Raw genomic sequence first — 22,024 nt, 5'->3', positions numbered from 1 at the left:
GATTAATGGCGGAAGTGACGCATGTCGGTAAAGATCATTGCGATCCCGTGCTCGTCGGCTGCGGCGATCACCTCTTCATCGCGGATCGATCCGCCCGGCTGGATCACGCAGCTCACGCCAACGGCGGCTGCGGCATCAATACCGTCGCGGAACGGGAAGAAGGCATCGGATGCCATGGCGGAGCCTTTCACTTCAAGCCCTTCATCCCCCGCTTTGATACCGGCAATTTTTGCGGAATAAACTCGGCTCATCTGGCCGGCGCCTATGCCAATGGTCATATTCTCACGGGCATAAACGATAGCGTTGGACTTAACGAACTTAGCAACCTTCCAGCAGAACAGCGCGTCACGCAGCTCCTGCTCGGTTGGCTGGCGCTTGCTGACTACGCGCAGGTCCGCTGCGGTAACCATGCCCAAATCTCGATCCTGCACCAGCAGTCCGCCGTTCACGCGTTTGAAATCCAGGCCCGGAACACGTTGCTGCCACTGGCCGCAGGTCAGAACGCGTACGTTTTGTTTCGCAGCGGTAATCTTCAGCGCTTCTTCGCTCGCGGAAGGGGCGATAATCACTTCTACGAACTGGCGGGAGATAATAGCCTGCGCGGTCTGTGCATCCAGCTCGCGGTTAAACGCGATGATGCCGCCGAATGCGGAGGTTGGGTCGGTTTTGTACGCGCGGTCGTAAGCATCCAGCAGGGAGTCGCTAACTGCCACGCCGCATGGGTTGGCGTGCTTCACGATGACGCATGCAGGCTCGCTGAATTCTTTCACGCATTCCAGCGCGGCGTCGGTATCGGCGATGTTGTTATAGGAAAGCGCTTTGCCCTGAACCTGGTTGGCGGTGGCTACGGAGGCTTCCTGAATCTCTTCTTCTATATAGAAGGCGGCCTGCTGGTGGCTGTTCTCGCCGTAGCGCATATCCTGCTTCTTAATGAAATTAAGATTCAGCGTGCGCGGGAAGCGGCCGGCAGGTTCCTTGCTTTCGCCATGATAAGCAGGAACCAGGCTACCGAAGTAGTTGGCGATCGTGCTGTCGTAGGCGGCGGTATGTTCGAAAGCTTTAATAGCCAGATCGAAGCGGGTTTCTAAAGTGAGGGAACCTTCGTTAGCATCCAGCTCGGCAATAATTGCCTGGTAGTCGCTGCTCTTAACGACAATCGCCACGTCTTTGTGGTTCTTCGCGGCGGAGCGCACCATAGTCGGACCGCCGATATCGATATTCTCAACCGCGTCTTCCAGAGAGCAGCCTTCGCGGGCTACGGTCTGTGCGAATGGGTAAAGGTTGACGACAACCATATCGATTGGGGAGATAGCATGTTCTGCCATGATGGCATCATCCTGGTCACGACGGCCCAGAATGCCGCCGTGGACTTTCGGATGCAGGGTTTTGACGCGTCCATCCATCATCTCCGGGAAACCGGTATAGTCAGAGACTTCGGTCACCGGCAGGCCAGCGTCAGCCAGCAGACGGGCGGTTCCGCCTGTGGAGAGCAGTTCCACACCACGTTGGGAGAGGGCCCGGGCGAATTCGACGATGCCGGCTTTGTCAGAAACACTGAGCAGAGCGCGGCGTACAGGACGACGTTGTTGCATGGTTTGATCCCTTAGCTTTGGTTCGCATATAGAAGAGCGTTAGCTGAATTCTCGTTTTTTATGGGTAAAACTCAGCTAACGCCCCAAAACGGGGTGTCCTTTTATCGCGGCGTATTGTAGCGAAAACGTTTGCGTCGCGCTCGCGAAATTTCAGCTCAAATCACAATTGTGGATAAGTTTGTGCACAACCTGGTATAAGGCGGGCTTTTGCTGGGGATTGCAGCAGTCAGTCAAATTAGTGCAAATTTAGTATTGCAGCCTGAAGAGAACTCCCTATAATGCGCCTCCATCGACACGGAACATGTGAACAACTTCACAGAGTAACGGCGGCGATGAGAGTTAAAAAATCCTGAAACTGAGGGTTGACTCTGAAAGAGGAAAGCGTAATATACGCCACCTCGCAACAGCAGGCTCAGCCGCTCGTTGCACCGCTCTTTAACAATTTATCAGACAATCTGTGTGGGCACTCGCAGGATTGATATCTCAGCATCTGCGGATGCAAAAAAATATCAAGCCTTAAAGTGACCAGACAGTAATTCATTATGAATTATGTGAATGTAATCTTTGAGCACCGCTTCACTGGTTGAAGCAAATCAAGCTTTTAATTGAAGAGTTTGATCATGGCTCAGATTGAACGCTGGCGGCAGGCCTAACACATGCAAGTCGAGCGGCAGCGGAAAGTAGCTTGCTACTTTGCCGGCGAGCGGCGGACGGGTGAGTAATGTCTGGGAAACTGCCTGATGGCGGGGGATAACCACTGGAAACGGTGGCTAATACCGCATAACGTCGCAAGACCAAAGAGGGGGACCTTCGGGCCTCTTGCCATCAGATGTGCCCAGATGGGATTAGCCAGTTGGTGAGGTAACGGCTCACCAAAGCGACGATCCCTAGCTGGTCTGAGAGGATGACCAGCCACACTGGAACTGAGACACGGTCCAGACTCCTACGGGAGGCAGCAGTGGGGAATATTGCACAATGGGCGCAAGCCTGATGCAGCCATGCCGCGTGTATGAAGAAGGCCTTCGGGTTGTAAAGTACTTTCAGCGGGGAGGAAGGCGGTGCGGTTAATAACCGCGCCGATTGACGTTACCCGCAGAAGAAGCACCGGCTAACTCCGTGCCAGCAGCCGCGGTAATACGGAGGGTGCAAGCGTTAATCGGAATTACTGGGCGTAAAGCGCACGCAGGCGGTCTGTCAAGTCGGATGTGAAATCCCCGGGCTCAACCCGGGAACTGCATCCGAAACTGGCAGGCTAGAGTCTTGTAGAGGGGGGTAGAATTCCAGGTGTAGCGGTGAAATGCGTAGAGATCTGGAGGAATACCGGTGGCGAAGGCGGCCCCCTGGACAAAGACTGACGCTCAGGTGCGAAAGCGTGGGGAGCAAACAGGATTAGATACCCTGGTAGTCCACGCCGTAAACGATGTCGACTTGGAGGTTGTGCCCTTGAGGCGTGGCTTCCGGAGCTAACGCGTTAAGTCGACCGCCTGGGGAGTACGGCCGCAAGGTTAAAACTCAAATGAATTGACGGGGGCCCGCACAAGCGGTGGAGCATGTGGTTTAATTCGATGCAACGCGAAGAACCTTACCTACTCTTGACATCCAGAGAACTTGCCAGAGATGGCTTGGTGCCTTCGGGAACTCTGAGACAGGTGCTGCATGGCTGTCGTCAGCTCGTGTTGTGAAATGTTGGGTTAAGTCCCGCAACGAGCGCAACCCTTATCCTTTGTTGCCAGCGAGTAATGTCGGGAACTCAAAGGAGACTGCCAGTGATAAACTGGAGGAAGGTGGGGATGACGTCAAGTCATCATGGCCCTTACGAGTAGGGCTACACACGTGCTACAATGGCGCATACAAAGAGAAGCGACCTCGCGAGAGCAAGCGGACCTCATAAAGTGCGTCGTAGTCCGGATCGGAGTCTGCAACTCGACTCCGTGAAGTCGGAATCGCTAGTAATCGTGGATCAGAATGCCACGGTGAATACGTTCCCGGGCCTTGTACACACCGCCCGTCACACCATGGGAGTGGGTTGCAAAAGAAGTAGGTAGCTTAACCTCCGGGAGGGCGCTTACCACTTTGTGATTCATGACTGGGGTGAAGTCGTAACAAGGTAACCGTAGGGGAACCTGCGGTTGGATCACCTCCTTACCTGAAAGATACGTTCCGCGCAGTGTCCACACAGATTGTCTGATAGAAAACGAGCAGTAAAACCTTATAGGCTTGTAGCTCAGGTGGTTAGAGCGCACCCCTGATAAGGGTGAGGTCGGTGGTTCAAGTCCACTCAGGCCTACCAGATTCGTCGCTATCCTGCGTTACAGCGCCACTCACATACTTAAGTATGCTTCATGGCGCTGCGCCTTGTCTGGCAACGAACTGATGGTGAATCAATAAGGTTTTACGAAATCGATGGGGCTATAGCTCAGCTGGGAGAGCGCCTGCCTTGCACGCAGGAGGTCAGCGGTTCGATCCCGCTTAGCTCCACCATCATTTAATGCTCGGTCATATCTCAAAACTGATTCTCAGGAATCACGTTTGAGATATTTGCTCTTTAAAAATCCGGAACAAGCTGAAAATTGAAATGACATGTCGTCTCATTCTTCCGTAATAAAGAATGAGAATACGATATGTCCAAGTCTCTCAACTTTTCATCACCTGAAGCGAAACATCTTCGGGTTGTGAGGTTAAGCGACCAAGCGTACACGGTGGATGCCCTGGCAGTCAGAGGCGATGAAGGACGTGCTAATCTGCGATAAGCGCCGGTAAGGTGATATGAACCGTTATACCCGGCGATTTCCGAATGGGGAAACCCAGTGCAATCCGTTGCACTATCGTTAAGTGAATACATAGCTTAACGAAGCGAACCGGGGGAACTGAAACATCTAAGTACCCCGAGGAAAAGAAATCAACCGAGATTCCCCCAGTAGCGGCGAGCGAACGGGGAACAGCCCAGAACCAGCATCAGTCTGTGTGTCAGTGGAAGCGTCTGGAAAAGCGCAGGGTACAGGGTGATACTCCCGTACACAAAGACACACTTACTGTGAGTTCGACGAGTAGGGCGGGACACGTGGTATCCTGTCTGAATATGGGGGGACCATCCTCCAAGGCTAAATACTCCTGACTGACCGATAGTGAACCAGTACCGTGAGGGAAAGGCGAAAAGAACCCCGGCGAGGGGAGTGAAACAGAACCTGAAACCGTGTACGTACAAGCAGTGGGAGCCTCTTTTATGGGGTGACTGCGTACCTTTTGTATAATGGGTCAGCGACTTATATTCTGTAGCAAGGTTAACCGTATAGGGGAGCCGCAGGGAAACCGAGTCTTAACTGGGCGTTAAGTTGCAGGGTATAGACCCGAAACCCGGTGATCTAGCCATGGGCAGGTTGAAGGTTGGGTAACACTAACTGGAGGACCGAACCGACTAATGTTGAAAAATTAGCGGATGACCTGTGGCTGGGGGTGAAAGGCCAATCAAACCGGGAGATAGCTGGTTCTCCCCGAAAGCTATTTAGGTAGCGCCTCGTGAATTCATCTCCGGGGGTAGAGCACTGTTTCGGCTAGGGGGCCATCCCGGCTTACCAACCCGATGCAAACTGCGAATACCGGAGAATGTTATCACGGGAGACACACGGCGGGTGCTAACGTCCGTCGTGAAGAGGGAAACAACCCAGACCGCCAGCTAAGGTCCCAAAGTCATGATTAAGTGGGAAACGATGTGGGAAGGCACAGACAGCCAGGATGTTGGCTTAGAAGCAGCCATCATTTAAAGAAAGCGTAATAGCTCACTGGTCGAGTCGGCCTGCGCGGAAGATGTAACGGGGCTAAACCATGCACCGAAGCTGCGGCAGCGACGCTCAGGCGTTGTTGGGTAGGGGAGCGTTCTGTAAGCCGTTGAAGGTGGCCTGTGAGGGCTGCTGGAGGTATCAGAAGTGCGAATGCTGACATAAGTAACGATAAAGCGGGTGAAAAGCCCGCTCGCCGGAAGACCAAGGGTTCCTGTCCAACGTTAATCGGGGCAGGGTGAGTCGACCCCTAAGGCGAGGCCGAAAGGCGTAGTCGATGGGAAACAGGTTAATATTCCTGTACTCGGTGTCACTGCGAAGGGGGGACGGAGAAGGCTATGTTGGCCGGGCGACGGTTGTCCCGGTTTAAGCGTGAAGGTGTGAGGACCAGGCAAATCCGGTCTTCTTTAACACTGAGGCGTGATGACGAGGCACCACGGTGCTGAAGTGACAAATGCCACACTTCCAGGAAAAGCCTCTAAGCTCCAGGTGACACAGAATCGTACCCCAAACCGACACAGGTGGTCAGGTAGAGAATACCAAGGCGCTTGAGAGAACTCGGGTGAAGGAACTAGGCAAAATGGTGCCGTAACTTCGGGAGAAGGCACGCTGGCGCGTAGGTGAAGCGGTTTACCCGTGGAGCTGAAGCCAGTCGAAGATACCAGCTGGCTGCAACTGTTTATTAAAAACACAGCACTGTGCAAACACGAAAGTGGACGTATACGGTGTGACGCCTGCCCGGTGCCGGAAGGTTAATTGATGGGGTTAAGCGCAAGCTGAAGCTCCTGATCGAAGCCCCGGTAAACGGCGGCCGTAACTATAACGGTCCTAAGGTAGCGAAATTCCTTGTCGGGTAAGTTCCGACCTGCACGAATGGCGTAATGATGGCCAGGCTGTCTCCACCCGAGACTCAGTGAAATTGAAATCGCTGTGAAGATGCAGTGTACCCGCGGCAAGACGGAAAGACCCCGTGAACCTTTACTACAGCTTGACACTGAACACTGGTCCTTGATGTGCAGGATAGGTGGGAGGCTTTGAAGCGCGGACGCCAGTCTGCGTGGAGCCATCCTTGAAATACCACCCTTTAATGGCTGGTGTTCTAACGTGGACCCGTTACCCGGGTTGCGGACAGTGTCTGGTGGGTAGTTTGACTGGGGCGGTCTCCTCCTAAAGCGTAACGGAGGAGCACGAAGGTCAGCTAATCACGGTCGGACATCGTGAGGTTAGTGCAAAGGCATAAGCTGGCTTGACTGCGAGAGTGACGGCTCGAGCAGGTGCGAAAGCAGGTCTTAGTGATCCGGTGGTTCTGCATGGAAGGGCCATCGCTCAACGGATAAAAGGTACTCCGGGGATAACAGGCTGATACCGCCCAAGAGTTCATATCGACGGCGGTGTTTGGCACCTCGATGTCGGCTCATCACATCCTGGGGCTGAAGTAGGTCCCAAGGGTATGGCTGTTCGCCATTTAAAGTGGTACGCGAGCTGGGTTTAGAACGTCGTGAGACAGTTCGGTCCCTATCTGCCGTGGGCGCTGGAGAATTGAGGGGGGCTGCTCCTAGTACGAGAGGACCGGAGTGGACGCATCACTGGTGTTCGGGTTGTCATGCCAATGGCACTGCCCGGTAGCTAAATGCGGAAGAGATAAGCGCTGAAAGCATCTAAGCGCGAAACTTGCCCCGAGATGAATTCTCCCTGACCCTTCAAGGGTCCTGAAGGAACGTTGAAGACGACGACGTTGATAGGCTGGGTGTGTAAGTGCAGCGATGCATTGAGCTAACCAGTACTAATGATCCGTGAGGCTTAACCTTACAACACCGAAGGTGTTTTGGTGAGAGACGATTTAATTTTCAGCGATGTTCAGGATTGACGCCGGTGGTCACGTGTTTAAGGTGACGGTCAGCGGTACAGAATATGCCTGGCGGCAACAGCGCGGTGGTCCCACCTGACCCCATGCCGAACTCAGAAGTGAAACGCCGTAGCGCCGATGGTAGTGTGGGGTCTCCCCATGCGAGAGTAGGGAACTGCCAGGCTCCGAATCAGCAGAAAGCCCCGCACATGAGTGCGGGGCTTTTTGTCGTCTGCGGTTTACGGCATACAAGCTTGCGAGGCAACTGCTTCCGGGGCGAACGAGGTTGATCACCGGCCGGGCAACAGGGCGGCCTTTTTGTCGTCTACTTTTAGCCTGAGCGCTACATTATAAAATTCTATTTTCCCTCCGTTACTGCACTATATTTCCCTGTCTTCAGCCGCCGCCCTTAAGTGAAACATTTTCAACTATCTTATGAATACTCGACATTTGACAATCGTCGCGTTATCTTCAGCTGTCTGGATGTCTAAACGTTTAAACGTATGCTGTGAGGATATAAGGTTATGCCGATTCGGGTGCAGGATGAGTTACCAGCCGTCAATTTCCTGCGTGAAGAAAATGTCTTTGTCATGACATCATCACGCGCAAGCAACCAGGAGATTCGTCCGCTAAAAGTACTCATACTTAATCTGATGCCGAAAAAAATTGAGACGGAAAACCAGTTTTTGCGTCTGCTTTCTAACTCTCCTTTGCAGGTAGATGTCCAGTTGCTGCGCATTGACTGCCGGGAATCCCGTAATACCCCGGCTGAACATCTCAATAATTTCTACTGCAATTTTGAAGAGATACAGCACGAAAATTTTGACGGCCTGATCGTCACCGGCGCCCCGCTGGGTCTGGTTGAATTTAACGATGTCGCTTACTGGCCGCAGATTGAACAGGTGCTGCACTGGGCGAAAGATCACGTCACCTCAACGCTGTTCGTCTGCTGGGCCGTTCAGGCGGCGCTGAATATCCTCTACGGCATTCCTAAACAGACGCGGCAGGAGAAGCTTTCCGGCGTTTATGAACATCATCTGACTTACCCGCACGCTTTGTTGACCCGTGGCTTTGACGATTCTTTCCTGGCGCCGCACTCCCGCTACGCTGATTTCCCTGCTTCACTGATTCGCGATTATACCGATCTGGAGATTCTGGCCGAGTCAGAAGGAGGAGATGCTTATCTGTTTGGCAGCAAAGACAAGCGCATCGCTTTTGTTACCGGCCATCCGGAATACGACGCGCATACGCTTTCCGGCGAATATTTCCGTGACGTCGAAGCAGGGCTTAATCCTGACGTGCCTTATAACTATTTCCCGAATAACGATCCGCAACAGAAGCCGCGTGCCACATGGCGCAGCCACGGAAATTTACTCTTCACCAACTGGCTGAACTATTACGTTTACCAGATCACGCCGTTCGATCTACGCCATATGAACCCAACGCTCGATTAAGCGTTTCAGCTTCCCATTCCCACTGAAAATCAGGCGCCTTCGGGCGCTTTTTTATTGCCTGAAAACCTCTTCCCCTTTTTAAATGTTTTTATTCTTTTATTAATCAATAATATAAATAAATTATTTTATTAAAATGGAAATAGTTTTTGATTTTAGAAAATCATCAAGTAGTCTTAATTCTGTTGCATGAAATCTGCACAGCCGGATGGGTCGCTTTTACAGCATCGACGGGATAAAACGAAGGGGAATGATCCAATGACACAACAGACAGTTAGCGCAGAGCTGGCTTTCAGCCAGCCTTTTGGGGAGCAAGAGCAGCAGATCCTGACGCCGGATGCGGTAGAGTTTCTCAGCGATCTCGTTACCCATTTTACACCGCAGCGCAACAGGCTCCTGGCGGCACGCGCCGCTCAGCAGGCCGCGATCGATGCTGGCGAATTGCCGGATTTTATTTCGGAAACAGCTTCCATTCGTGAAAGCGAATGGACGATTCGCGGCATCCCTGACGACCTGCTCGATCGCCGCGTTGAGATAACCGGTCCCGTTGAGCGAAAGATGGTTATCAACGCCCTGAATGCCAACGTGAAAATTTTTATGGCCGATTTCGAGGATTCGCTTGCGCCGGGCTGGAGTAAAGTCATCGACGGTCAAATCAATCTGCGCGATGCCGTCAACGGCACCATAAGCTGGACCAATGAAGCCGGGAAAATCTACCAGTTGAAACCGGATCCTGCGGTCTTAATCTGCCGCGTCCGCGGCCTGCATTTGCCGGAAAAACACGTGACATGGCGTGATGAGCCAGTTCCCGGCAGCCTGTTTGATTTCGCCCTCTACTTCTTCCATAACGTGGACGCCCTGCTGGCAAAAGGGAGCGGCCCTTATTTCTACCTGCCCAAAACGCAGTCCTGGCAGGAAGCAGCCTGGTGGAGCGACGTGTTCAGCTTTACCGAAGATCGTTTCTCCCTGCCGCGCGGCACCATCAAAGCCACCTTGCTGATTGAAACTTTGCCAGCCGTATTCCAGATGGATGAGATCCTGCACGCGCTGCGCGACCATATTGTTGGCCTGAACTGTGGCCGCTGGGACTACATCTTCAGCTATATCAAAACTCTGAAGAATCATCCGGATCGCATCCTGCCGGATCGCCAGTCCGTCACCATGGATAAACCTTTCCTCAACGCGTATTCGCGCTTGTTGATCAAAACCTGCCATCGTCGCGGCGCATTTGCGATGGGCGGCATGGCGGCGTTTATCCCCAGCAAAGAGAGCGAACGTAACGACTGGGTGCTCAATAAGGTCAGGGCGGACAAACAGATGGAGGCGAACAACGGCCACGACGGAACCTGGATTGCCCATCCGGGACTGGCCGACGCGGTAATGAACATCTTTGATAAAGCCCTGGGCGACAGACGCAACCAGCTTTCCGTTCTGCGTGAAGAGGATGCGCCAGCTACCGCCGCGCAGTTGCTTGAGCCATGTCCGGGCGAGCGCACCGAAGCGGGCATGCGCGCCAATATCCGCGTGGCGGTGCAGTACATCGAAGCGTGGATCTCTGGCAACGGATGCGTGCCGATTTACGGTCTGATGGAAGACGCCGCGACGGCGGAAATCTCCCGCACCTCTATCTGGCAGTGGATACACCATGAAAAATCGCTGAGCAACGGTCAGACGGTCACCAAAGCGTTGTTCCGCCAGATGCTCGCCGAAGAAATGCTCGTTATCCAGCAAGAGCTTGGCGATCGCCGTTTCAGCCAGGGGCGCTTTGACGAAGCCGCACGCCTGATGGAGCAGATAACCACATCTGAGACGCTTATCGACTTCCTGACGCTGCCGGGCTACCGCCTGCTTGCCTGAACCCTACCTATAAAAGGAGCATCTGCCATGAAAAATACCTCCCGTACCCAACAGGCTGAACAATTACAACAGGACTGGGCTCAACCGCGCTGGGAAGGCATCAGGCGTCCCTATAGCGCAGAAGATGTCGTGAAGCTGCGCGGCTCGGTGAACCCGGAATGTACGCTGGCGCAAAACGGCGCGGCAAAAATGTGGCGATTGCTGCACGGCGAAGCTAAAAAAGGTTACATCAACAGCCTCGGCGCGCTGACCGGCGGGCAGGCGCTGCAGCAGGCGAAAGCGGGCATTGAGGCGATTTATCTTTCGGGCTGGCAGGTCGCGGCGGATGCGAACCTGGCCTCCAGCATGTATCCGGATCAATCACTCTACCCGGCGAACTCCGTTCCTGCCGTGGTCGATCGGATCAACAACACTTTCCGCCGCGCGGATCAGATCCAGTGGGCGTCGAATATCGAGCCGGGCGATCCGCGTTATGTCGACTATTTCCTGCCGATCGTCGCCGATGCAGAAGCCGGCTTTGGCGGCGTGCTGAACGCGTTTGAGCTGATGAAATCCATGATTCAGGCGGGAGCGGCGGCCGTGCACTTTGAAGACCAGCTCGCGTCCGTGAAGAAATGCGGCCATATGGGCGGCAAAGTGCTGGTGCCTACTCAGGAAGCGATTCAAAAGCTGGTTGCTGCGCGCCTGGCGGCGGATGTTATGGGCGTGCCAACTTTGCTGATTGCACGCACCGACGCAGAGGCGGCGGATTTGATTACATCCGATTGCGACGAGTATGACCGCGAGTTTATTACCGGCGAACGCACGCAGGAAGGGTTCTACCGCACCCGCGCAGGCGTTGAGCAGGCTATCAGCCGGGGCCTTGCCTACGCGCCCTATGCTGATTTGGTGTGGTGTGAAACCTCAAAACCGGATCTCGATCAGGCGCGTCGCTTCGCCGAGGCGATTCATGCCCGCTTCCCGGGCAAGCTGCTGGCCTATAACTGCTCCCCCTCTTTTAACTGGAAGAAAAATCTCGACGACAAAACCATTGCGTCGTTCCAGCAAGAGCTGTCCGCGATGGGCTACAAATATCAGTTCATCACGCTCGCGGGCATCCACAGCATGTGGTTCAACATGTTCGATCTGGCCCATTCCTACGCGCAGGGCGAAGGCATGAAGCATTACGTGGAAAAAGTGCAGCAGCCGGAATTCGCGGCGGCGCCGGAAGGCTACACCTTCGTATCCCATCAGCAGGAAGTGGGCACCGGTTACTTTGACCGCGTGACGACGATTATTCAGGGCGGCGCTTCTTCGGTGACCGCGCTGACAGGATCGACGGAAGAAGATCAGTTCTGACAGAAATAATTGCAGGGCGGATAAGCGGCGCGCCATCCGCGCCGCAAGCTACGTTCCAACGTTGACGCGGGGTTAGCCATGACGTCCAGGCAGGAGCTGTTAGTCGCACACACCATACTGCAAGGTTTTGACGCGCAGTATGGCCGTTTTCTGGAGATCACCGCAGGCGCCCAGCAGCGCTTTGAGCAGGCTGACTGGCACGCGGTGCAGCGGGCGATGAAAAGCCGTATCCACCTCTACGATCATCACGTTGGCCTGGTCGTTGAGCAGCTTCGTTGCATTACTGGCACAGAGAGCACTGACGCGGCGTTTTTACTGCGCGTGAAGGAGCAGTACACCAGTTTATTGCCGGATTACCCTCGCTTTGAAATTGCGGAGAGTTTTTTTAACTCCGTCTACTGCCGGTTATTTGACCACCGCTCGCTGACTCCCGAGCGGCTTTTTATCTTCAGTTCGCAGGCGGAAGGGCGGTTTCGCACCATCCCGCGGCCTTTATCTAAATTATTTTTCCCCGCGCAGGGCTGGCAGCTGCTGCTGGTCTCAATGCTTGGCGATCTGCCGCTACGCTTGCCGTGGCAAAATTTAACGCGCGATGCCGGCTATATTGCCGCTCATCTCAACGAAACTTTCGGGGTTGATGCGCTATGTAGTGCGAGCCTGGAAGTGGCTAACGAACTTTTCTATCGCAACAAAGCGGCCTGGCTGGTGGGCAAACTTGCCCTGCCGAGCGGGAAAGTCCCGTTCTTATTGCCGATACATCGTACCGATGACGGGCAGCTTGTGGTCGATACCTGCCTCACCGACAGCGCGGAGGCGAGCATCGTTTTTGGCTTCGCCCGCTCATATTTTATGGTTTATGCGCCGCTCCCGGCCGCCCTTGTGGAATGGCTACGCGAACTGCTGCCGGGCAAAACTACCGCCGAGCTTTACATGGCTATCGGCTGCCAGAAGCACGGGAAAACAGAAAGCTACCGCGAATATCTGACTTACATCGCCGCAACGGATGAACAGTTTATCGAAGCGCCCGGCATACGGGGCATGGTGATGCTGGTGTTTACGCTGCCCGGCTTCGACAGGGTCTTTAAAATCATCAAAGACAAATTTGCGCCGCAAAAAGAAGTGAGCGCTGAGCGAGTCCGTGCCTGCTATCAACTGGTCAAAGAGCACGACCGCGTCGGACGCATGGCGGACACGCAGGAGTTTGAAAACTTCGTGCTGGATAAAAGGCAGATAAGCGCGCCGCTGCTGGCGCTACTGTATGAAGAGGTGCCGGAGAAGCTCACGGATCTTGGCGACCGCATCGCCATCAGCCATCTTTATATTGAACGCCGCATGGTGCCGCTGAATATCTGGCTGGAAAGCGTGGAAGGGCAGCAGCTGCGCGATGCCGTGGAAGAATACGGCAACGCCATTCGCCAGCTTGCGGCGGCGAATATTTTTCCGGGCGACATGTTGTTTAAAAACTTTGGCGTAACGCGCCACGGGCGGGTGGTTTTCTATGATTACGATGAAATCTGCTACATGACCGAAGTGAATTTCCGCGACATCCCTCCGCCGCGTTTTCCGGAAGACGAAATGTCCGCCGAGCCCTGGTACAGCGTGTCGCCGGGCGATGTCTTCCCGGAAGAGTTTCGCCACTATCTTTGTGCCGATCCGCGCATTCGCCCGCTGTTCGATGAAATGCACGGCGATCTGTTTCGGGCTGATTTCTGGCGTGCACTGCAGGAGCGTATCCGCAATGGGCACGTGGAGGATGTGTACGCTTACCGCAGACGCCAGCGCTTCAGCCAGCGTTATGCGGATTTAAAGCAGGCGGGTTAGCGTCCGCCGCCGTAGGCCTGTGTAATCTCTTTCGCCGCTTTAATCACCAGCGCCCCAAGCTCCGTTACGCGATCGTCGGTGATGCGTGAGATTGGCCCGGAGATAGAGATAGCGGCAAACGCCTCATGATGTTCATCATAGATACAGGCCGCCACGCAGCGCAGCCCCAGGGCGTGCTCTTCATCGTCGAAAGAGTAGCCGCGCTTGCGCGTGTGGGCTAAATCTTCCTTCAGGTGTAGCGGGGAGGTGAGCGTAGCGGGCGTATAGTTATGCAGCCCTTGACGGTGCAGCAGCGTTGCCACCCGATCGTCGCTCAGGTTCGCCAGAAAGGCCTTGCCGGCGCCGGAAGCGTGCATCGGCAGCTTGCCGCCAATCGGGGCGGACATGCGCATGAGCTGGGTGCACTGCACCTGGTCGATAATAATCGCCTGATGATCGCTCTGGTCCAGCACCGCCAGGTTCACCGTCTCGCCGGAATCTTCCATTAACTTACGCAGCATCGGGTGGACGATAGCCAGCAGGTTGCGGCTCTGCAGGAAGCTGCTGCCCACGACAAACGCGTGCGCGCCGATAGTCCAGTGGCCGAGATCGCCAATCTGGCGTACGAAACCGAGCTGCTGCATGGTGGTCAGCAGGCGGTGCGTGGTGGAGTTGGGTAAGCCGGCCTGCTGAGCAAGCTCGGTAAGCGCCACGCTACCGTGCGATTCGGCAATCCATTCAAGCAGCTTCAGGCCCCGCGTCAGCGACTGGACCTGCCCGGTAGGCTGGGGAGGCGCCGCTGCGGCAGCGCGAGGTTTTTTGCCGCGTTTGGCGGGAACGACTGCGACCATAGCTGACTCCTTTTTTCATATCGTGGAAATCATTTTCGTTTTATTTGGCGATATTGCAACCTGCATCAGACTCATCGGAGCAGTCAGGTGAACATGTCTCACCTTCCATTGCTTTTACCCTGTCGCAACTTGTGCCAGTATGGCTTTTATACAGCTTTAACACGTTTTGTCCCCGGGAGCCTGAGTTGAGCAACAAAGTAGAGCAATTGCAGCGGCAGTTAAACGAACGCATTCTGGTGCTGGATGGCGGTATGGGCACCATGATCCAGAGTTACCGTCTTGAAGAGAGCGATTTTCGAGGGGTTCGCTTTGCAGACTGGCCGTGTGACCTGAAAGGGAATAACGACCTGTTAGTGCTAAGCAAACCGGAAATTATTGCCGCCATTCACTATGCCTACTTTGAAGCGGGCGCCGACATCGTCGAAACCAACACCTTCAACTCCACGACCATCGCGATGGCGGATTACCAGATGGAATCCCTGTCGGCGGAAATCAACCTTGAGGCGGCGAAGCTGGCGCGAGCCTGCGCCGATGAATGGACTGCCCGCACGCCGGAAAAACCGCGTTACGTTGCCGGGGTTTTAGGCCCGACCAACCGCACGGCCTCTATTTCGCCGGACGTTAACGATCCCGCTTTTCGTAACGTCACCTTCGATCAGCTCGTCGGAGCCTACCGCGAATCCACCCGTGCGCTGGTGGAGGGCGGCGTTGACCTGATCATGATTGAAACGGTATTCGATACGTTAAACGCCAAAGCGGCTATTTTTGCTGTAAAAGCCGAGTTTGAAGCGCTGGGCGTAGAGCTGCCGATTATGATTTCCGGCACTATTACCGATGCCTCGGGCCGTACCCTTTCCGGGCAAACGACGGAAGCTTTCTATAACTCTTTACGCCATGCGGATGCGCTGACCTTCGGCCTGAACTGCGCCCTGGGACCGGACGAACTGCGCCAGTACGTTGCCGAGCTTTCACGCATTGCCGAATGTTACGTTACCGCGCACCCGAACGCCGGGCTGCCGAACGCCTTTGGCGAGTACGATCTGGATGCGGATATCATGGCGCAGCAGATTGGCGAGTGGGCGCACGCGGGCTTCCTGAATATCGTTGGCGGCTGCTGCGGCACCACGCCGGAACATATCGCCGCGATGAGTAAAGCGGTGGAAGGCGTTGCGCCTCGTAAGCTGCCGGAACTGCCGGTTGCCTGCCGTCTTGCAGGGCTTGAACCGCTGAATATCGGCGCGGAAAGCCTGTTTGTCAACGTGGGCGAGCGTACCAACGTTACCGGCTCAGCCAAATTTAAGCGTCTGATTAAAGAAGAAAAATATAACGAAGCGCTGGAAGTCGCCCTGCAGCAGGTTGAAAGCGGCGCGCAAATCATCGACATCAACATGGATGAGGGGATGCTCGACGCCGAGGCGGCGATGGTGCGTTTCCTCAACCTGATTGCCGGCGAGCCGGATATCGCCCGCGTGCCGATCATGATTGACTCCTCAAAGTGGGAAGTCATCGAAAAAGGGCTGAAGTGCATTCAGGGCAAAGGCATCGTTAACTCCATCTCCATGAAAGAGGGCGTTGAACAATTTGTTCACCACGCGAAGCTGGTGCGCCGTTACGGTGCGGCGATGGTGGTGATGGCCTTTGACGAAGTGGGGCAGGCGGATACGCGCGAGCGTAAAACAGAAATCTGCCGCCGCGCCTATAAAATCCTCACCGAAGAGGTAGGCTTCCCGCCGGAAGATATTATTTTCGACCCGAACATTTTTGCGGTTGCGACGGGCATTGATGAACATAACAACTATGCCCAGGACTTTATCGGCGCATGCGAAGATATCAAACGCGAGCTGCCGCATGCGATGATCTCCGGCGGCGTATCGAACGTTTCGTTCTCGTTCCGCGGTAACGACCCGGTGCGCGAAGCCATTCATGCCGTCTTCCTCTACTACGCCATCCGCAACGGTATGGACATGGGTATCGTCAACGCCGGCCAGCTGGCGATTTATGACGATCTTTCCGATGAATTACGCGATGCGGTAGAAGACGTCATTCTTAACCGCCGCGACGATAGCACCGAAAGGTTGCTCAACCTGGCAGAGAAGTATCGCAGCAGCAAAGGCGATGATGCCGCCGCGGCCCAGCTGGCGGAGTGGCGCACGTGGGAAGTGAAAAAACGCCTCGAATACTCGCTGGTAAAAGGCATCACCGAATTTATCGAGTTCGACACCGAGGAAGCCCGCCAGCAGGCCGAGCGCCCGATCGAGGTGATTGAAGGGCCGCTGATGGACGGCATGAACGTGGTTGGCGACCTGTTTGGGGAAGGCAAAATGTTCCTGCCGCAGGTGGTGAAATCCGCCCGCGTAATGAAACAGGCGGTTGCTTACCTGGAGCCGTATATCGAGGCCAGCAAAGAGAAAGGCTCCACCAACGGCAAAATCGTACTCGCCACGGTGAAAGGCGATGTGCATGACATCGGTAAAAACATCGTCGGCGTGGTGCTGCAGTGTAATAACTACGAAATTGTCGATCTTGGCGTTATGGTGCCGGGCGAGAAGATTTTGAAAACGGCCCGCGAGGTCGGCGCCGATATTATCGGCCTGTCCGGGCTTATCACCCCGTCGCTGGATGAAATGGTTAACGTCGCCAAAGAGATGGAGCGCCAGGGCTTTACCCTGCCGCTGCTGATTGGCGGCGCGACGACATCCAAAGCGCATACGGCGGTTAAAATCGAGCAGAACTACAGCGGCCCGACGGTTTACGTGCAGAACGCCTCGCGCACCGTAGGCGTGGTTTCCGCACTGCTTTCCGCAACGCAGCATGATGATTTTGTTGCCCGTACGCGTAAAGAGTACGTCACCGTGCGTGCTCAGCACGCCCGTAAAAAACCGCGTACTCCGCCTGTCACGCTCCAGGCCGCACGTGAAAACGATCTGGCTTTCGACTGGGCGAACTATACGCCTCCGGTCGTGCATCGTCCGGGCGTGCAGGAAATTACCGCCAGCATCGAAACGCTGCGTAACTATATCGACTGGACGCCGTTCTTTATGACCTGGTCGCTGGCCGGGAAATATCCGCGCATCCTTGAAGACGAGGTGGTGGGAGAAGAAGCGCAGCGCCTGTTTAAAGAAGCCAACGACATGCTTGATAAACTGCACGCGGAAAAATCCCTTAACCCGCGCGGCGTGGTTGGCCTGTTTCCGGCAAACCGCGTGGACGACGATATCGAAATCTATCGCGATGAATCCCGCACTCAGGTGCTGACCGTCGCTCATCACCTGCGCCAGCAAACTGAAAAGGTCGGTTTTGCGAACTACTGCCTGGCGGATTTTGTCGCGCCGAAGCACAGCGGAAAAGCGGACTATATCGGAGCGTTTGCGGTTACCGGCGGCCTGGAGGAAGATGCGCTGGCCGAAGCTTTCGACGCGCAGCACGATGATTACAATAAAATCATGGTAAAAGCGATCGCCGACCGCCTGGCGGAGGCCTTTGCGGAATACCTGCATGAGCGCGTGCGTAAGGTGTACTGGGGCTACGCGCCAACGGAAAATCTGAGCAACGAAGAGCTGATCCGCGAGAACTATCAGGGAATTCGCCCGGCGCCGGGCTATCCGGCCTGCCCGGAGCATACCGAAAAGGCGACTATCTGGGAGCTGCTGGATGTCGAAAACGTTATCGGCATGAAGCTGACCGAATCCTACGCCATGTGGCCGGGCGCGTCGGTTTCCGGCTGGTACTTCAGCCATCCGGACAGCAAGTACTACACCGTGGCGCAGATCCAGCGCGATCAGGTTGAGGATTACGCCCGTCGCAAAGGGATGTCCGTCAGCGAGGTGGAGCGCTGGCTATCGTCGAATCTGGGCTACGACGCGGACTAGTCATTGCTGTTTAAATTTTCGTTACACCTGACAGGGCGCTAAAGATGGCGCCCTGGCTATTTAGGGCGATTAAGCACTTATACTTGACCTTGCAGGGACCCGATAATTTATAAGGAGAAAGTGTGCTCACTCTACTGCATCTGCTTTCTGCGGTGGCGCTACTGGTCTGGGGCACGCACATTGTGCGTACCGGCATCATGCGCGTTTACGGCGCTAATCTTCGTAGCGTGCTCAGCCGCAGCGTCGAAAAGAAACCGCTCGCCTTCTGCGCAGGCATTGGCGTAACCGCGCTCGTTCAGAGCAGCAATGCGACCACCATGCTGGTCACCTCGTTTGTGGCGCAGGATCTGGTGGCGCTTACGCCTGCGCTGGTGATCGTACTGGGCGCCGATGTCGGTACCGCGTTAATGGCGCGTGTTCTGACGTTCGACCTCTCCTGGCTTTCGCCGCTGCTGATTTTCATCGGGGTAATTTTTTTCCTCAGCCGCAAGCAATCGCGCGCCGGGCAGCTTGGCCGTGTCGGCATCGGCCTGGGGCTGATTTTGCAGGCGCTGGAGCTGATCGTTGCCGCCGTCACGCCGATAACCCAGGCCTCGGGCGTGCAGGTTATCTTCGCCTCGCTGACCGGCGATATCATGCTTGATGCGCTAATCGGCGCCATGTTCGCCGTTATCAGCTATTCCAGCCTTGCCGCCGTGCTGCTTACCGCCACGCTTACCTCAACCGGCGTTATTTCGTTTGATGTGGCGCTGTGCCTGGTGATTGGCGCCAACCTCGGCTCCGGCCTGCTGGCGATGATTAACAACAGCGCCGCTAACGCCGCCGCGCGGCGGGTGGCCCTCGGCAGCCTGCTGTTTAAGCTGGTGGGCAGCATCATCGTGCTGCCCTTTGTGCACATTCTTGCCAGCCTTATGCACCATTTGCCCCTGCCTGAATCCGAACTGGTTATCTATTTCCACGTCTTCTACAACCTTATCCGCTGTCTGGCGATGGTGCCCTTTGCCGGGCCGATGGCGCGGTTCTGCCGGAGGGTAATCAGTGAGGCGCCCGAGCTGGATGCGCGCATGAAGCCGAAGCATCTCGACCCGACGGCTCTCGATACACCCGCCTTAGGCTTGTCAAACGCCGCCCGGGAAACGCTGCGCATGGGCGATTTGCTGGAGCAGATGCTGGAAACCTGGAGCAAGGTGATGCACGGCGAGCCGCGGCAGGAGAAGGAGCTGCGCAAGCTTGCCGACGACGTGGATGTGCTCTACACCGCCATCAAACTCTATATGGCGCAAATGCAGAAAGAGGATCTGGCCGAGATTGAATCCCGCCGCTGGGCGGAGATTATCGAGATGTCGCTTAACCTCGAACAGGCGGCGGATATCCTTGAGAGAATGGGCAGTGAAGTGGCGGATAAATCACTCGCCACCCGCCGGGCGTTTTCGCCGGATGGTCTGAACGAGCTCGACAGCCTTCTGCAGCAGCTAACGAGCAACCTCAAGCTCAGCCTGTCGGTATTTTTCTCAGCGGACGTAAACAGCGCGCGTCGCCTGCGCCGTAACAAGCATCGTTTCCGCATTATGAATCGCCGTTTCTCGCACGCGCACGTCGATCGTCTGCATCAGCAAAACGTGCAGAGTATAGAAACCAGCTCGCTGCACCTGGGCCTGCTGGGTGATATGAAGCGTCTGAACTCCCTGTTCTGCGCGGTGGCTTACGGCGTGCTGGAACAGCCGGACGACGATGACGAAAGGGATGAATATTAATTTTCCAGGACCAGTCCGACTGGTTATAATCTGGCCCGTTAAATTAATAAAACAAAAGGAATTTAATAATGAAGTTTAAACAGATGATAGCGGCGGCCGTTTGTATTGCCGCGCTGGCAGGGTGTTCGGCGCTGGAAAGAACGGAGCCGGTCAGAACGCCACAGACAATCATCACTCAGCACGTAACGACCGATCAGGTCAAAGAGGCGATTATTAATGCCGGACAGGGGCGCGACTGGATCATGTCTGCGGCAGGTCCAGGCGTCATTAACGCCACGCAAAACGTACGTAAGCACAGCGTAACCATTCGCATTAACTACAGTGAAAGAGAATACTCCATTCACTACGTCAACAGCGTGAATCTGCTGGCATCAGACGGTGAAATTCACCGCGCGTACAACCACTGGGTGAATAATCTTGATAAGGATATTCAAAAGAGACTTGCCGTGATTGCAGCCACGCCTAAGTAACTCTTTTTCAGGGCGACGAACGACACTCTCGTCTCGTCGCCGCTTTCGCCCGTCGAATTCAAATTTCAGCGGGGCATTTTAAATCTGGCAAGCAGGCCGCAAGGCCGTTGCCGTTTGTGCGAGACTCCTCAAGAGATAGGGACAATGTGAATATCCCCTGTTCGCAACGCCCGAAGGGTAAGGTATAGTCCGTTTTTTACGGAGGAACCATGCTGACCAACTCATCTGTACGTCTTAACAAATACATTAGCGAGAGCGGTATCTGCTCGCGTCGCGACGCCGATCGTTACATCGAACAGGGAAATGTTTTTATTAACGGCAAGCGCGCCGCGATAGGCGACCAGGTATTTGCCGGAGACGTGGTCAAGGTCAACGGTCAGCTAATCGAGCCTCGTGATGAAGACGATTTGGTGCTTATTGCGCTGAATAAGCCGGTGGGAATTGTCAGCACCACAGAAGACGGCGAGAAAGATAATATCGTTGATTTCGTAAACCACAGCAAACGCGTGTTTCCGATTGGACGGCTGGATAAAGACTCTCAGGGGCTTATCTTCCTGACTAACCATGGCGATCTGGTGAATAAAATCCTGCGCGCCGGGAACGACCACGAGAAAGAATATATTGTGACGGTGAACAAGCCTGTCACCGACGAGTTTATCCACGGCATGGGCGCAGGCGTGCCGATGCTTGGCACCGTCACTAAAAAATGCAAAGTAAAGAAAGAAGCGCCGTTCGTGTTTCGCATCACGCTGGTGCAGGGGCTTAACCGCCAGATCCGCCGCATGTGCGAGCATTTCGGTTATGAAGTTACAAAGCTTGAGCGTACCCGCATTATGAACGTCAGCATGAAAGGGCTGCCGCCGGGGGAATGGCGAGATTTAACAGACGATGAGCTGGTCGAGCTGTTTAAGCTGATTGAGAATTCGTCATCCGAAGCGAAACCTGCGAAAAAAGCGAAGGCCAGGCCCGCTGCCGTGAAAAAGCCGGCCAGCAACGGGCCCAAGAGCACGGCAAAAACCCCGGCCGAGCTTGCTTCACGCAAGCGCTTTGCCCAGCCCGGGCGCAAGAAAAAAGGACGCTAGTCAGCGCTTCCCGCGGATATGGGTATTGGCCGACCAGGAATACGTCGCTGAGGTATCCGGTTTTAACGCTTTTTGTTTCTTCAGCTGGCGGGCTTTTTTGGCTGCCAGTTCACGCTCCGCCATCAGTTTATCGATATATTCTTTTTTGACGTGGTTGGTTTCTGAGTTGGTCAGAGGGCGACCTTCTGCGATACGTGCGCGGTCGAGCAGCGTTTTCAGTTCGCGTTGCTCACTTTCCGTCATGTCTTGCTGTGTCAGTCTTGCTGTGGACATCGTTGCGACCTCGTAAGGAAAGGATCCTCAGTGTAAAGCAAAGCTCTCCTCAGCTCAGTAAAAAT

11 protein-coding genes, 2 tRNA genes and 3 rRNA genes are annotated in these 22,024 nt (G+C 55.0%); 13 read left to right on the top strand and 3 right to left on the bottom strand.

Annotation, left to right across the window (positions count from 1 at the left end; translation table 11 throughout):
* Positions 1–2: 2 nt before the first annotated feature.
* Complete coding sequence (gene purH / locus WLO31_RS19700; protein WP_435928206.1) at positions 3–1,592, bottom strand: bifunctional phosphoribosylaminoimidazolecarboxamide formyltransferase/IMP cyclohydrolase; 1,590 nt, start codon at positions 1,590–1,592, stop codon at positions 3–5.
* A 602-nt stretch (positions 1,593–2,194) separates the two neighbouring features.
* Between purH and WLO31_RS19695 the strand changes: the two genes are divergently transcribed.
* The 9 genes from WLO31_RS19695 (at position 2,195) to aceK (ending at position 13,681) form a co-directional block, all read left to right on the top strand.
* Positions 2,195–3,737 (top strand): 16S ribosomal RNA (locus WLO31_RS19695).
* 68 nt (positions 3,738–3,805) lie between these two features.
* Positions 3,806–3,882, top strand: a tRNA-Ile gene (locus tag WLO31_RS19690).
* 115 nt (positions 3,883–3,997) lie between these two features.
* Positions 3,998–4,073, top strand: a tRNA-Ala gene (locus WLO31_RS19685).
* A 195-nt stretch (positions 4,074–4,268) separates the two neighbouring features.
* Positions 4,269–7,176 (top strand): 23S ribosomal RNA (locus WLO31_RS19680).
* 106 nt (positions 7,177–7,282) lie between these two features.
* Positions 7,283–7,398: ribosomal RNA gene (rrf, locus tag WLO31_RS19675) — 5S ribosomal RNA — on the top strand.
* Together the 16S, 23S and 5S rRNA genes with 2 tRNA genes alongside form the textbook arrangement of a ribosomal RNA operon.
* A 340-nt stretch (positions 7,399–7,738) precedes the next feature.
* A complete protein-coding gene (metA, locus tag WLO31_RS19670) occupies positions 7,739–8,668 on the top strand; it encodes a homoserine O-succinyltransferase MetA (protein WP_435928205.1) in 930 nt (309 codons plus the stop codon).
* 255 nt (positions 8,669–8,923) lie between these two features.
* Positions 8,924–10,522 (top strand): malate synthase A, encoded by a 1,599-nt coding sequence (gene aceB, locus WLO31_RS19665; RefSeq protein WP_435928204.1) that lies wholly within the window; start codon positions 8,924–8,926, stop codon positions 10,520–10,522.
* Between the two features lie 27 nt (positions 10,523–10,549).
* Complete coding sequence (gene aceA / locus WLO31_RS19660) at positions 10,550–11,860, top strand: isocitrate lyase (protein WP_435928203.1); 1,311 nt, start codon at positions 10,550–10,552, stop codon at positions 11,858–11,860.
* Positions 11,861–11,938: 78 nt separating this feature from the next.
* Positions 11,939–13,681 (top strand): bifunctional isocitrate dehydrogenase kinase/phosphatase, encoded by a 1,743-nt coding sequence (gene aceK, locus WLO31_RS19655; RefSeq protein ID WP_435928202.1) that lies wholly within the window; start codon positions 11,939–11,941, stop codon positions 13,679–13,681.
* Here the strand turns inward: aceK and iclR are convergent.
* Positions 13,678–14,511, bottom strand: a complete 834-nt coding sequence (gene iclR, locus WLO31_RS19650; protein ID WP_435928201.1) for a glyoxylate bypass operon transcriptional repressor IclR — start codon at positions 14,509–14,511, stop codon at positions 13,678–13,680. The genes aceK and iclR overlap by 4 nt on opposite strands.
* Positions 14,512–14,696: 185 nt before the next feature.
* Here iclR and metH point away from each other — a divergent pair, with 185 nt between their 5' ends.
* The 4 genes from metH to rluF all read left to right on the top strand — a co-directional run bounded on the left by metH (position 14,697) and on the right by rluF (position 21,686).
* Positions 14,697–18,380 carry a methionine synthase gene (gene metH, locus WLO31_RS19645; RefSeq protein ID WP_435928200.1) on the top strand — a complete coding sequence of 1,228 codons (3,684 nt, stop codon included), beginning with the start codon at positions 14,697–14,699 and terminating at the stop codon, positions 18,378–18,380.
* 122 nt (positions 18,381–18,502) lie between these two features.
* The gene (locus WLO31_RS19640; protein WP_435928199.1) at positions 18,503–20,134 is read left to right on the top strand and encodes a Na/Pi cotransporter family protein; all 1,632 of its coding nucleotides are present in this window, start codon (positions 18,503–18,505) and stop codon (positions 20,132–20,134) included.
* Positions 20,135–20,202: 68 nt separating this feature from the next.
* Positions 20,203–20,604 carry a hypothetical protein gene (locus tag WLO31_RS19635; protein ID WP_435928198.1) on the top strand — a complete coding sequence of 134 codons (402 nt, stop codon included), beginning with the start codon at positions 20,203–20,205 and terminating at the stop codon, positions 20,602–20,604.
* Positions 20,605–20,813: 209 nt separating this feature from the next.
* Positions 20,814–21,686 (top strand): 23S rRNA pseudouridine(2604) synthase RluF, encoded by an 873-nt coding sequence (rluF, locus tag WLO31_RS19630; protein ID WP_435928197.1) that lies wholly within the window; start codon positions 20,814–20,816, stop codon positions 21,684–21,686.
* Here the strand turns inward: rluF and WLO31_RS19625 are convergent, their stop codons facing one another.
* Entirely contained in the window at positions 21,687–21,959 is a 273-nt protein-coding gene (locus WLO31_RS19625; protein ID WP_435928196.1) for a DUF3811 domain-containing protein, read from the bottom strand. It lies immediately after the preceding gene.
* Positions 21,960–22,024 lie beyond the last annotated feature (65 nt).

The organism is Dryocola sharpae (assembly GCF_051307055.1).
In the GTDB taxonomy this organism is placed as follows: Bacteria; Pseudomonadota; Gammaproteobacteria; order Enterobacterales; family Enterobacteriaceae; genus Dryocola.
This window is presented reverse-complemented; position numbering and strand designations above follow the sequence as displayed.

Bases quoted from the DNA above. Each gene is read 5' to 3' on its own strand.
- metA (WP_435928205.1), top strand. From the start codon at position 7,739: ATGCCGATTCGGGTGCAGGATGAGTTACCAGCCGTCAATTTCCTGCGT.
- iclR (WP_435928201.1), bottom strand. From the start codon at position 14,511: ATGGTCGCAGTCGTTCCCGCCAAACGCGGCAAAAAACCTCGCGCTGCC.
- WLO31_RS19635 (WP_435928198.1), top strand. From the start codon at position 20,203: ATGAAGTTTAAACAGATGATAGCGGCGGCCGTTTGTATTGCCGCGCTG.
- aceB (WP_435928204.1), top strand. From the start codon at position 8,924: ATGACACAACAGACAGTTAGCGCAGAGCTGGCTTTCAGCCAGCCTTTT.
- purH (WP_435928206.1), bottom strand. From the start codon at position 1,592: ATGCAACAACGTCGTCCTGTACGCCGCGCTCTGCTCAGTGTTTCTGAC.
- WLO31_RS19625 (WP_435928196.1), bottom strand. From the start codon at position 21,959: ATGTCCACAGCAAGACTGACACAGCAAGACATGACGGAAAGTGAGCAA.
- aceK (WP_435928202.1), top strand. From the start codon at position 11,939: ATGACGTCCAGGCAGGAGCTGTTAGTCGCACACACCATACTGCAAGGT.
- aceA (WP_435928203.1), top strand. From the start codon at position 10,550: ATGAAAAATACCTCCCGTACCCAACAGGCTGAACAATTACAACAGGAC.
- rluF (WP_435928197.1), top strand. From the start codon at position 20,814: ATGCTGACCAACTCATCTGTACGTCTTAACAAATACATTAGCGAGAGC.